At 73.9% G+C, this 12,143-nt stretch carries 11 protein-coding genes; 6 read left to right on the top strand and 5 right to left on the bottom strand.

Features of this window, described 5'->3' with window-relative positions; genetic code table 11:
• The first annotated feature begins 28 nt into the window (after nucleotides 1–28).
• Nucleotides 29–319: a hypothetical protein gene (locus tag DS079_RS11745; RefSeq protein WP_126987942.1), complete on the top strand. Its 291-nt coding sequence runs from the start codon at nucleotides 29–31 to the stop codon at nucleotides 317–319.
• Nucleotides 320–479: 160 nt separating this feature from the next.
• A complete protein-coding gene (locus DS079_RS11740; protein ID WP_241237634.1) occupies nucleotides 480–1,787 on the top strand; it encodes an alkaline phosphatase family protein in 1,308 nt (435 codons plus the stop codon).
• A 74-nt stretch (nucleotides 1,788–1,861) separates the two neighbouring features.
• Here DS079_RS11740 and DS079_RS11735 read toward each other — a convergent pair whose 3' ends face one another.
• The 3 genes from DS079_RS11735 to DS079_RS11725 all read right to left on the bottom strand — a co-directional run bounded on the left by DS079_RS11735 (nucleotide 1,862) and on the right by DS079_RS11725 (nucleotide 4,877).
• A complete protein-coding gene (locus DS079_RS11735) occupies nucleotides 1,862–2,431 on the bottom strand; it encodes a hypothetical protein (RefSeq protein ID WP_126987940.1) in 570 nt (189 codons plus the stop codon).
• A 111-nt stretch (nucleotides 2,432–2,542) separates the two neighbouring features.
• Nucleotides 2,543–3,361, bottom strand: coding sequence for an alpha/beta hydrolase (locus DS079_RS11730; protein WP_126987938.1), 819 nt, complete (start codon nucleotides 3,359–3,361; stop codon nucleotides 2,543–2,545).
• A 91-nt stretch (nucleotides 3,362–3,452) separates the two neighbouring features.
• Nucleotides 3,453–4,877 carry an MFS transporter gene (locus DS079_RS11725; protein WP_126987936.1) on the bottom strand — a complete coding sequence of 475 codons (1,425 nt, stop codon included), beginning with the start codon at nucleotides 4,875–4,877 and terminating at the stop codon, nucleotides 3,453–3,455.
• Nucleotides 4,878–5,116: 239 nt separating this feature from the next.
• Here DS079_RS11725 and DS079_RS11720 point away from each other — a divergent pair, with 239 nt between their 5' ends.
• The 3 genes from DS079_RS11720 (at nucleotide 5,117) to DS079_RS11710 (ending at nucleotide 8,632) form a co-directional block, all read left to right on the top strand.
• The gene (locus DS079_RS11720; protein ID WP_126987934.1) at nucleotides 5,117–7,060 is read left to right on the top strand and encodes a solute carrier family 23 protein; all 1,944 of its coding nucleotides are present in this window, start codon (nucleotides 5,117–5,119) and stop codon (nucleotides 7,058–7,060) included.
• A 122-nt stretch (nucleotides 7,061–7,182) separates the two neighbouring features.
• Complete coding sequence (locus DS079_RS11715) at nucleotides 7,183–7,620, top strand: OsmC family peroxiredoxin (RefSeq protein WP_126987932.1); 438 nt, start codon at nucleotides 7,183–7,185, stop codon at nucleotides 7,618–7,620.
• A 43-nt stretch (nucleotides 7,621–7,663) separates the two neighbouring features.
• Nucleotides 7,664–8,632 carry a hypothetical protein gene (locus DS079_RS11710; protein ID WP_126987930.1) on the top strand — a complete coding sequence of 323 codons (969 nt, stop codon included), beginning with the start codon at nucleotides 7,664–7,666 and terminating at the stop codon, nucleotides 8,630–8,632.
• A 134-nt stretch (nucleotides 8,633–8,766) separates the two neighbouring features.
• Here DS079_RS11710 and DS079_RS11705 read toward each other — a convergent pair whose 3' ends face one another.
• Together DS079_RS11705 and DS079_RS11700 are read right to left on the bottom strand one after the other, a co-directional pair.
• A complete protein-coding gene (locus DS079_RS11705; RefSeq protein ID WP_126987928.1) occupies nucleotides 8,767–10,353 on the bottom strand; it encodes a solute symporter family protein in 1,587 nt (528 codons plus the stop codon).
• Complete coding sequence (locus DS079_RS11700) at nucleotides 10,353–10,760, bottom strand: DUF485 domain-containing protein (RefSeq protein ID WP_010550815.1); 408 nt, start codon at nucleotides 10,758–10,760, stop codon at nucleotides 10,353–10,355. The genes DS079_RS11705 and DS079_RS11700 overlap by 1 nt, the downstream gene beginning before the upstream one ends.
• 171 nt (nucleotides 10,761–10,931) lie before the next feature.
• Here DS079_RS11700 and DS079_RS11695 point away from each other — a divergent pair, with 171 nt between their 5' ends.
• A complete protein-coding gene (locus tag DS079_RS11695) occupies nucleotides 10,932–12,140 on the top strand; it encodes an XdhC family protein (RefSeq protein WP_126987926.1) in 1,209 nt (402 codons plus the stop codon).
• Nucleotides 12,141–12,143: the final 3 nt, after the last annotated feature.

Here is a 12,143-nt window from a genome sequence, read left to right as displayed (position 1 = left end):
CCGACCGTCCCGACCTAAGGGGGTGCCCGTGGACGCGCTGCTGCTCGCCGCCCCGTCTCACGCAGCCCCGGCGGGAGGCTCGTTCTGGGACCCCGTCGCGGCGACCTGGCCGCTGATGGCACTGCTCGGCGCGGGCTTCCTGCTGCTGACCATCGGCTTCGTGGTGTGGCTGGTGCTGCAGCCGGACGAGCCCGAGCAGGACACCACGCCGCTCGTGGACAAGGCCGTCGACGGCGACCGCGGCCGTGCCGCGCTGATCCGGCGCCGCCTCGACGCGGACTCCGGCCGCGCGGACGTCTCGGACCCCGAGCTGCGCTGACCTCCCCCGGACGGTCCGCCGCGCGATCCCAGGCGACCTGCCGCACAGGTCGCCTCCTGTTCACCTCTCGGTGACCGCCTGCTCATCCACCCCCCGCACCGCGGCCAGACTGCACCCCTAGGGTTCCCGGCACGGCGACGGACGACACTCGGGGGTGCACATGGATTCGGGACGGACCCTGATGATCGCGGTCGACGGGCTCGACGAGCAGGACCTCGCCGACTGCGCACGCACCGGAGAGGGCACGCGCGGTCCACTGGCGGCGCTCGCGGCCGCCGCCTCGCCGCTGCGGATCCGGCCGGGCGGCCCCTCGGAACCCGCCCCGGCGCTCGCGACCCTGGTCACCGGCACCACCGTCGCGCACACCGGCGTCGCGACCGAGCAGCCCTTCGACCCCGAGCGACCAGAGAGCCGTTCCACCTGGTACGCCGAGGCGATGGCGACGCCGAGCCTTTTCACCGCCGCGCGGCAGGCCGGGCTGCGCACCGCAGCGCTGCAGTGGCCCGCGACGGCCGGCGGCGACATCGACCTGTGCCTGCCGCTGGTCGAGGACCTGCGCCGCTACCGCAACCGCTGGGACATGGCCGAGCGCACGAGCTCGCCGCGGATGGTCGCCGACCATCTCGCGCCGCGCCGCGAGATGGGCGTGCAGCTCTCCCAGGCCGTCCCCGACGAGCTCGTCTCCGAGATCGCCGTCGAGGCCCTGGCCCGCGACCGCATCGACCTGCTCGCCGTGCGGCTGAGCGGTCTGGGGATCGCGCGCCGCGCCGCCGGGCTCGACGCCCCCGCCGCGACGCGGGCGCTGCGCGATGCGGCCGAGGAGATCGAGGCGATCCTCAGCGCCTTCTCCCCCGGTCCCGAGGACCGCGTGCTCCTGGTCCCGGGGCGCCGGCTGGTCCCCGCCGCGCTGCTCGTGCACCCCAACGCCGTGCTCGCCGAGGAGGGGCTCGTCCGCACCGAGGGCACCCGCCTGAAGGACTTCCGCGTCCTGGTCTGGCCCGACGGGCCGCGCGGCGTGGTGCACGTGCGCCGCGGCCAGGGGACGGCGGTGCGGGACCTCGCCCTCGAGGCCCTCACGGGGCTCGCCGCGCACTCGCGCCTGCAGCTGCGCACGGTGGACGACGGGGTCGGCGCGACCGCCGAGACCGACGTGGTCGCGGTGCTCGAGGGCACCTCGGGCACGGTCTTCGGCCTCTCCGCCACCCGTCGTCCGCTGGTCGAGGGCGATGACCCCTACTACGCGGGGCCGCGCGCGGTCAGCGACCCGTCCGCCCCGGCGGTCGCCCTGGCGCAGGGGCCCGGGCTGCCGCCGGCCGGGGTCGAGGGCTCCTGGGCGGATCTCGGCGTGACCCTCGCCGCGTCGATGGGGCTGACGCTGCCGGGTGCGACCGCGGCGGGGATGTGCCCGGGTGCCGGCGCTGACGGGACCGGCACGCACGCCTCCGCCCCGGTCGTCGAGAGCAGCTGACGGGGAGCGTCACTCCCCGGAGCGTCAGGCGCCTCGGACCGACAGACGTCCCGGGGCGTCAGAGCCTCGGCGCGTCAGGCGCGTCGGTGCGCGAGGCTCTCGCGCATCCGGCCCAGCACGCGCCGCAGCGGGCTCGGCGCCGGCTCGGCGACACGGTCGCGCAGGTCGTCGAGCGCGGGCGCGTGGTGATGGATGTGGAAGTCGCCGTCGTGCAGGGCGGCGGGGGCGGGATCGTCCTCCAGCTCGCCCGGGGAGACCTCGACCTGCAGCAGCAGCCGCACCTCGCGGCGACCGTCGCGGTCCAGCACCACCTCGAGCGAGTCGACCGCAGAGGTGAGCTCCTCGGCGATGTCGGCCCGCAGCTGGGCCAGGGCGCCGTCCAGCGCGGCGGAGGCGGCGGCATCGGCCCGCACCGCCTCCCGCACCGGATAGGCGACGAGGTTCCCGCCGACGTCGACGATCGCGTCGATGATCTCGTGGACGCCGACCTCTCGCCCCTCCTCGTGGAGGGCGAGCTGCTGGACGACCAGGCGCAGCGTCCCGGTCGCGGCATGCCCGACCACCGCATCGCGCACCCGCGCGACCGCCCGCGGACTGCTGTCCCAGATCACGTACCCGCCGACCCCTCGGTCTGCTCCGCTCATGGCGAGAGGATAACCCCTCTCCCCCGCGGAATTCTGAACAGCGTCATGTTTTGAGCGGGTGCCGTGGAGGCCGACGCGCACCGCCGGCCGGGCGGGTGCTGTCGCGGCAGGTCAGCGGGCGGCGCGCTCGTCGATGCCGAGGGCCGTGCGGACGGCGGTGATCTGGAAGCGTCGCGCCTCCTGCGCCGCAGGACCGTCGGCCGCGACGGCGACCTGGTGGCCGCTGCCGGGCAGTTCGAGGACCTCGTGCTCGGCGCCGGCCTCGGCGAGGGCGGCGATCAGGCGCCGGCTGTCGTGGACCAGCGGGTCGCGGTCCCCGCCGACGAGGTGCACGGGCGGCAGACCGGTGAGGTCGCCGAGCGCGGGGCTGAGCCGCGGCTCGGTGCGGGGCACGGCGCCGGCGTAGAGGCGGGCGGCGACCTTCAGGCTCTCCTCCCCGTGATCCTCGCGCGAGAGGTCCGACCAGGGCGACTCGAGCAGCAGCGCGGCAGGGACCTCGCCCGCGGTGGCGGCGAGGGTCTGCGCGACGGCGAGCGCGAGCCCGGCCCCGGCGCTGTCCCCGGAGAGCACCCAGCGGCCCGGGCGCAGCACGGTCTCGCGCTGCATGTCGGCGAGCGCGCGCAGCACGTCGTCGACCGCCGCCGGGTAGCGGTGGCGGGGAGCGAGGCGGTAGTGGATCATCGCCCCGGCGGTGCCCGCACGGCGGGCGACCTCCTCGAGCCACTCCCAGGTCTGCCGGGACTCGCCCTGCACGTAGGCGCCGCCGTGCAGGTGCACGATCGTCGCGGTGCTCGCGAGCTCGGGATCGATCCAGGTCACGGGCACGTGGTCATGGCGCACACGGCGCACCCGCGAGGGGTCGGCGACGGAGCGAGGGGGCAGGGACGGCCGCTGCGAGGCCAGGATGCGCAGGGTGCGGACGAGGCTCATGGGGGCATCTTCCCACGGGATCCGCGGCGACGCGTCGGAGCGCCGCGAGTTGCCGGGCGCACCGGCGCGCGGGCGGCCCGTCGGCCCTCGCTCAGCCGGCCAGCTCGTCGTCGACGATCCTGGGCAGCCCGGAGCGGAAGCCCGCGATCGCGAGCAGCACGCCGGTGCCGGCGAGGAACCACAGCACCACGGCCGCGGAGCCGGTCGCGTCCAGGAGCACGCCCGCGAGGATCGGGCCGATCGCGGCGAGGAGATAGCCGACGGGCTGGGTCGCGCCGGAGAGACGGGCGGTGACCTGCGGGGAGCGGGTGCGGGCGGGCAGCAGCGCGATCGCAGTCGGGAAGGCGAAGCCGCCGATCCCCAGCACGCACGCCCACAGCAGGGGGCTCGCGGTCGGGGCGAGCAGCAGACCGAGATAGCCGATCGTGGTCAGCGCGCCGAAGCTCGCCACGACGAAGCGCAGGCCGGGGGCGCGCGCGATGACCGTCGGCATCACGAGCCCGCCCACGAGTCCCCAGCCGGCGATCACCCCGACCAGCATCCCGGCCTTCGCGGGGCTGATCCCGGCGTCGGCGAGGATCTGCGGGAGCATGCCGAACTGGGTGTAGGCGTTCAGCGACTGGAGCGCGAACATGAACGTCAGCGCGATCGCGGTGGGCGAGCGCAGCAGGGAGGCGCGGGGCGCGCCGGCCCGGCCGGCGCTCGGCGCGGCGGGCGGGAAGTCGTGCCCGGTGCGGGTGAGGGCCACGGCCCACACCACGATCGGCAGCGCCATCACCGCCCCCCAGAACAGCAGGGAGCCGCGCCAGCCGTCGGCGGCGCCGCCCGCGAGCGGCACGGCGAGGGACGCCCCGGCGGAGCCGCCGATCGCGAGGACCACGCTGTACAGGGTCATCAGCCCCACGGTGCGGCGCCCGCCGTGCAGCTTGATCCACGCCGGCACCAGCACGTTCCCAAGGGCGGGCCCCATCAGGGCCAGCACGGACAGCGTGACGAACAGCCAGAACACCTCGGTGCCCGGCCGCAGCAGCAGCGCGACCCCGGAGAGCACGAAGGCGGCGACGATCGAGCCGGTCAGGCCCAGGCGGCGCGATATCGGCACGGCGAGCAGGCCCAGGGCACCGAAGGCGAGGCAGGGCAGGGCGGTGAGCAGGCCGGAGGCGGCCGGTCCCTGCCCGTAGGCGGCGACGATCGGCTCCATCAGCGGTCCGACGCCGGTCGCGCCGGGCCGCAGGTTCACCGCGATCGTCGCGACCGCGAGCACGGCGAGCACCGCGCCGACGACCCGGCCACCCCGGCCGACGTGGGCGGTGGGCGCGGCAGGGGCTTCGGCCGCCACGGCGGCGGGCGCGGCGGTGCCGGGCACGGCCTCGCCGGGCGCGGCGGTGTCGGGCTGGGCGGTCTCGGGCGCGGCGCTCCGGGGAGCAGGGACGTCGACGCGGCCGACGGCATCCGCGGGCACACAGGCCACGGAGGTCCTCGAGGTCGGGTCGTCGGACTGCTCGGGGGTGCTCATCCCACCCTTGTACCCCTCCCCGCCGCGATCGGCCAGGGCGTTCCATCCGGTGCCATCGATCTCACGTCGGCCCTCGCCGCGCCGGTCAGGGGCCCGTTCGACCCTCGGAAGGGCCGGTCGCGGGCCGAACGGGGAGGCCGCGGCCGCCTGCCCCGCCCTACGCTGGTGCGCGGCCCGGTGCGCCGGGCCCGCCCCCACCCCTGCGTCGGCCCCTCGCCCGACGGATCCCTAGGACGCCCATGACCTCCGCCGCCGCCCCCGCCCCGGACGCGACCGCCCCGCGCGCCGTGCACCCCGTCGACCAGGTGCCGCCGCCCGGCCGGCTCACCGTGCTCTCGATACAGCACGTGCTCGCCTTCTACGCGGGCGCCGTGATCGTGCCGCTGCTGATCGCCTCGGGCCTCGGCCTCACGCCCGAGCAGACGATCCACCTGATCAACGCGGACCTGTTCACCTGCGGCATCGCCACCCTGATCCAGTCCGTCGGCTTCTGGAAGGTGGGCGTGCGCCTGCCGATCATCCAGGGCGTGACCACCACCGCCGTCTCCCCGATCATCGCGATCGGCCTGGCGGCCACCGGCGGCGAGGGCGGCGCCGAGGGCCTGCCGATGATCTACGGCTCGATCATCGTCGCGGGACTGTTCACCTTCCTGGTCGCACCGTACTTCGCGCGGATCCTCCGGTTCTTCCCGCCGGTCGTGATCGGCACCGTGCTGACCACCATGGGCATCACGCTGCTGGGCGTCTCCGCCGGGGACATCACGAACTACGCCGAGGGCGTCCCCGCCACCCGCGACATCCTCTACGCGCTCGGCACCCTCGCCGTGATCGTCCTGGTCCAGCGGTTCTTCCGCGGCTTCCTCGGCACGATCGCGGTGCTGCTGGGCCTGGTGATCGGCACCGCCGTGGCCGTGCTGCTCGGGGACACCTCCTTCAACGGCGTCACGGAGGCCTCCGCCTTCGGGGTCACCACCCCCTTCTACTTCGGCATCCCCACCTTCTCGCTCACCGCGATCATCTCGATGATCATCGTCATGCTGATCACGATGGTGGAGACCACCGGCGACGTCTTCGCCGCCGGCGAGATCGTCGGCAAGCGCATCCGGCCGAAGAACATCTCCGAGGCGATCCGCGCCGACGGCCTGTCCACCCTGCTGGGCGGCGTGCTGAACTCCTTCCCCTACACCTGCTTCGCGCAGAACATCGGCCTGGTGCGCCTGACCCGCGTGAAGTCCCGCTGGGTCGTCGCGGGCGCCGGCGTGATCATGATCGTCCTCGGCGTGCTGCCGAAGGCCGGCGCGGTCGTCGCCGCGATCCCCTCCCCCGTGCTCGGCGGCGCCTCGCTCGCCCTGTTCGCCTCGGTCGCGCTGGTGGGCATCCAGACCCTGTCGAAGGTCGACCTCACCGACAACCGCAACTCCGTCATCGTCGGCACCTCGCTGGGCCTGGCGATGCTGGTGAGCTTCAAGCCCGACATCGCGGGCGTGTTCCCCTCCTGGGCACAGGTGTTCGTCTCCTCCGGCGTGACAGTCGGCGCGCTCACCGCGATCGTGCTGAACATCCTGTTCTTCCACCTCGGCCGCCAGCGCGGCGCGAACGTCGCCACCGACGCCGCCGGCCGACGGATCGGCATCGAGGACGTGAACGCCATGGACCGCGACGAGTTCGTGGGCACCTTCGGCACCCTGTTCAACGGCGCGACCTGGCCGCTCGAGCGCGCCTGGGAGGCACGCCCCTTCACCGACGCGCCCGCGCTGCGCGCGGCGATCGAGGACGCGGTGCTCACCGCCGAGCGCGAGGAGCAGGACGCCCTGGTGCGCGCCTATCCGGACATGGCCACCCTGGTCACGGCCGACGAGGAGCATGCCGGCAGCATCAGCCAGGACGTCGGCTCCCTCGCCCTGGACAGCCTCGCCGAGGAGGACGTGGAGGCGCTGCGCGACCTCTCCGCCCGCTACGAGGAGCGGTTCGGCCTGCCGTTCGTGGCGTTCCTGGGCCGCACCGACTCCTTCCGCAAGATCCTCGAGGACGGGGTGCGACGCCTCGCCCACTCCCCCGAGCACGAGCGGCGCGTGGCCCTGACCGAGGTCGCCGAGATCGCCGGGGACCGCTTCGGGATCATGGTCGCCGATGCGAACCCCATCGGCTCCGCCTGGGCGAGGAAGTTCGAGTCGCTGCAGTGAGGTGACGGGGCCGGGGCCGACGGCTCCGCCGGGCGGGCATCGACGTGGGCGCGGGTCCGGGCTAGCGTGGCAGGAGCGCCCCCGCAGGAGCGCGGGCGCGACCCTCGACCGAAGGAGTCACCATGCCCCGCACCGTCGTCAGCACCGCCTCGACCGCCTGGAACGGCGACCTGATCTCCGGCTCCGGCAGCACCACCCTGGAGACCTCGCAGCTCGGCACCATGGACCTGTCCTGGAAGGCCCGCTCGGAGGATGCCGAGCAGGGCACCACCTCCCCCGAGGAGCTGATCGGCGCCGCGCACAGCGCCTGCTACTCCATGCAGTTCTCGAACATGCTCGCCGAGAACGACACCCCGCCCACGTCGATCAGCACCACCGCGAAGGTCTCCTTCAACGCGGGCGAGGGCGGCATCACCGGGATCGCCCTGACCGTCACCGCGCAGGTGCCCGGCATCGAGGACACCGACTTCCAGCGCCTGGCCGAGGAGGCCAAGCAGACCTGCCCCGTCTCCAAGGCGCTCGCGGGCGTGGACATCACCCTCGAGGCCTCGCTCGGCTGAAGCCCCTCCCGGCGGGCGGCCCGTGGCGGGTACGGTCGGCTCCATGCAGCCGATCCCCCGTCACTGGGCCGCCGTCCGCGCGACGCACACATTCCCGGGCCACGGCCCCTTCGCGCTGACGATCCACGGCTCCTCCGACATCTCGGTCGAGGACGCCCGACGCGATGCCCGCGAGCGCATGGACGCGCTCGTCGCCGCGGGCGGCCCCGAGCAGGAGCACGACTCCGGCCTCGAGTACTACCCGAGCCGGCGCCTGCCGGAGGAGCTGCTCGAGGACGTCCACAGCGAGGACGGCACGCTGATCGCGGCGATCACCCGCAACCGCTACGGCGCGGCCGTGCTGAACACCGATGCGCTGCTGATCTGCGACGTCGACCTCCCCCAGGAGGATGTCGGCCGGTCGCGGTCGAGTGGCGGCCGGGCCGGGAAGCGGCCCGGCCTGCTCTCGCGGCTCTTCGGCGGCGGCGCGATCGGCAGAGCCGACGGCGCGACCGACGGGATCCGCGACGCGGCAGGCCTGCCCGACGAGCTCGGCGGGCCGGGCTCCGGCGAGCGAGGCCGCGTCCACGCCGAGCTCCTGACCAGCATCCGCGACTTCGGGGCGCGGCATCCCGAGCTGGGCGTGCGCGCCTATCGCACCCGCCACGGCTTCCGCCTGCTGGTCTCCGGCGCGGATGCCCATCCTGCGAGCGAACGGGCCCGGACGCTGATGGCGGAGGTGCGCAGCGATCCGCTGTACATGCTGCTGTGCCGGGTCCACGACACCTACCGCGCCCGCCTCACCCCGAAGCCGTGGCGGGTGGAGGTGGACCGCTTCGAGTCGCTCGGAACTCGCACTGCCTCGGCCCCCGAGCACCAGGACTGGGTGCGGCGCTACCGCGACGCCTCCGCGCAGGTCGCGGTGTGCCGCCTGCTCGAGGTGACCGGCCCTGCCCCGTCGGCCGAGGAGCAGCGGATCATCGACCTGCACGACCGGGCGACCCGCCCGGAGTCCGGGCTGCCGCTCGCCTGAGCGCGGACGGCAGGCGCCCGCACCATGTCATGTGACGCCCTGTTCCATGGGTGGAACAGGGCGTCACATGACATGGCGGCAGCGGGAAGAGGAGCCGGGGCCGGGTCGCCGCTCCTCCGGTCCGGCTCCCCGGCTCAGTGCGCCTGGGTCGCCTTCTCCGCGCCGGCGCCGGTCATGGAGCGGACCTCCATCTCGGCCTGCTTGAGCTCGTTGGTCTCCGAGGAGGTGACCGAGCCGAGCCAGCCGAGGAAGAAGCCCAGCGGCACCGAGATGATCGCCGGGTTCGTCAGCGGGAACCAGGCGAAGTCGGCGCCGGGGATCATCGCCGTCTCGGAGCCGGAGACCACCGGGGAGAAGGTGATCAGGACCAGGGCGCTGCCGAGGCCCCCGTAGATGCTCCACAGCGAGCCGCGGGTGTTGAACCGCTTCCAGTACAGGGAGTACAGGATCGAGGGCAGGTTCGCGCTGGCCGCGATCGCGAAGGCGAGCGAGACCAGGAAGGCGACGTTCTGCTCGGCGGCGAGGATGCCGCCGATGATCGAGACGCCGCCGATCACCACGGCGGTGCGCCGGGCGACCCGGACCTCCTGCGCCGAGGTGGCGCTGCCCTCCTTGATCACGCCGTTGTAGATGTCGTGCGCGAAGGAGGCGGAGGCGGTGATCGTCAGGCCCGCCACGACCGCGAGGATCGTCGCGAAGGCGACCGCGGAGATGATGCCCATCAGCACGGTGCCGCCGAGGGCGTAGGCGAGCGCCGGTGCGGCGGAGTTCGAACCCCCGGGCAGGGTGCCGATCACGTCCACGCCCACCATGTACGCCGCGGCGAAGCCGAGCACCATGGTGCACAGGTAGAAGAAGCCGATCAGCCCGATCGCCCACACCACGCTGCGGCGGGCCTCCTTCGCCGTCGGCACCGTGTAGAAGCGCATCAGCACGTGCGGCAGCCCGGCCGCGCCGAACACCAGCGCGATCGCGAGGGAGACGAAGCCGAGCTTGGACGCGCCGGAGGTGCCGTACTGGTGCATCGGCTCGAGGATGGTCGCGCCGTCGGGGTGCTCGGCGACGGCCTTGCCGAGCACCTCGGAGAGGTTGAAGCCGTTGAGCGCCAGGATCCACACCGTCGAGACGCCGACGGCGGTCACCAGCAGCACCGCCTTGATGATCTGCACCCAGGTGGTGCCCTTCATCCCGCCGATCAGCACGTAGGCGATCATCACGACGCCCACCACGGCGATCACGATCGACTGGCCCACTCGGCCCTCGATGCCGATCAGCAGCGAGACGAGCGCGCCGGCGCCCGCCATCTGCGCGAGCAGGTAGAAGAAGGTGACGGCGAGGGTGGAGGTGGCCGCCGCCGTGCGCACGGGGCGCTGGCGCATGCGGAAGCTCAGCACGTCGGCCATCGTGTACTTCGCGGTGTTGCGCAGCGGCTCGGCGACCAGCAGCAGCGCCACCAGCCAGGCGACGAGGAAGCCGACGGAGTACAGCAGCCCGTCGTAGCCGTAGAGCGCGACGGCGCCGACGATGCCGAGGAAGGAGGCGGCCGAGAGGTAGTCGCCGGCGATGGCGATGCCGTTCTGCCGGCCCGAGAACGCGCGGCCGCCGTGGTAGAAGTCGCCGGCGGTGACGTTCTGCTTGGAGACGCGGATGACCACCACGAGGGTGACGACCACGAAGGCGAGGAAGATCGCGATGTTGAACAGGGGGTTGCCGAACTCCATCAGTGCTCCCCCTCCAGCTCATCGCGCAGCTTCTCCGCGATCGGGTCGAGGTTCCGGTTCGCGTGGCGGATGTACAGCCAGGTGATCAGGAAGGTCATCAGGAACTGGCTGATGCCCATCAGCAGGCCGAGGTTGAGATTGCCCAGCACCGGGGTGGACATCAGGCCCTCGGCGTAGGTGGACAGCAGCACGTAGGCGAAGTACCAGACCAGGAACGCGACGGTCATCGGGATCGCGAAGCTGCGGAAGCTCGAGCGCAGGCGGCCGAACTCCTCGGACTTCTGGACGGCCTGGAACTGCTCGGGGGTCGGGGAGGGCGCGGCGCCGGGAGGCGACGCCGGGCCGCGGTCCGGCGAGAGGCCCGGCTCGGGCGAGGGGCCGGAGGCCGCAGGGGGCGGGGTGGTCACGGACACAACTCCTTCGTTCTGTTCATCGCCCCGGCCCGGCGAGGAGGACCGACGCTCCCGGAGACCGTAGCAGGTGTGACCCCGGTCATAGGCAGAGTCCGCGATGACCCGCCGGCCGATCGAGAGGTCGGGACCGTCGTGCCGGTCCGGGCCGCCGCATAGGGTGAGGAGGTGCTCGACATCCTGGACCGCGCCCGGGAGCGCCTCGCCTGTGCCTCCGATCCGGTTCCCTGCGCCGTGGCGACCATCGTCTCCGCTCAGGGCTCCGTGCCGCGGCCCGTGGGCACCTCGATGCTGGTGGGTGCCGATGGCGAACTGCACGGCTCGCTCTCCGGCGGCTGCGTCGAAGGGGCGGTGCTCGAGGCCTGCCGCGAAGCGCTGGAGACCGGGAGGAGCAGCGTCCGGAGCTTCGGGTTCAGCGAGGAGGACGCCTTCGCCGTCGGGCTGATGTGCGGGGGCTCGCTCGAGGTGCTGATCCAGCCGTTCGCTCCCCTGCCCCCGGGGGCGCAGAGCCCCCTCGGCACGGTCGACGACCCCGCCCCCGCCGCCTACGTGACCCGGCTGCCGCACGGGTCCGACGCACCACGGACGGTCGCTCCCGAGGGCGACGACGCACGGCGCCCGGCCCGGCCGGAGGGCGACGGCGCCGACGGTCCGCGCGCCGTCCTGCTCGCGGGCGACGGCGCCGACGAGGTCCGCGGCGCGCTCACGACCCTGCTCCCCCCGGAGATGCTCGAGGCGGGGAGCGCCCGGGTCGCCGCCATGCTCCGCGAGGCGCGCACCGGCACCCTCCGCCTCCCCGCGGGCGCCTCGACGATCGCTCTCTTCGTCGAGTCCCGCATCCGGCCCGCGCACCTGGTGGTGTGCGGGGCGAACGCCTTCGGGCAGGCGCTGGTGGAGGCGGCGCGGCCGCTCGGGCTGCGGATCACGCTGTGCGACCATCGGCCGGCGTTCACCGATCCCACGGCGTTCCCGGGGGCGGAGGTGGTGCGTGCCTGGCCGCACCGGTTCCTGGCCGCGGCCGCGGAGCGCGGTGACCTCGATGCCCGCAGCATGGTCTGCGTGCTCACGCACGATCCGAAGGTCGACGTGCCGGTGCTCGCCACCGCTCTGCGCCTGGACATCGCCTACGTCGGTGCGATGGGGTCCCGGCGCAGCGACCACGATCGGCGCATGGCGCTGAGGGAGGCCGGGGTGGGCGAGGAGGCGCTGTCGCGGCTGCGCTCCCCGATCGGCCTCGATCTGGGGGCGGGGAGCCCGGCGGAGGTGGCGGTCGCGATCCTCGCGGAGATCCTGGCCGTGCGGGCCGAGCGCCGCACCGTGGAGCCGCTGCGCGACGGCAGCGGTCCGCTGCATGCGCGCAGCGCTGCGAGCGGCTGAGAG

Source organism: Brachybacterium paraconglomeratum (assembly GCF_003994255.1).
In the GTDB taxonomy this organism is placed as follows: Bacteria; Actinomycetota; Actinomycetes; order Actinomycetales; family Dermabacteraceae; genus Brachybacterium; species Brachybacterium conglomeratum.
This window is presented reverse-complemented; position numbering and strand designations above follow the sequence as displayed.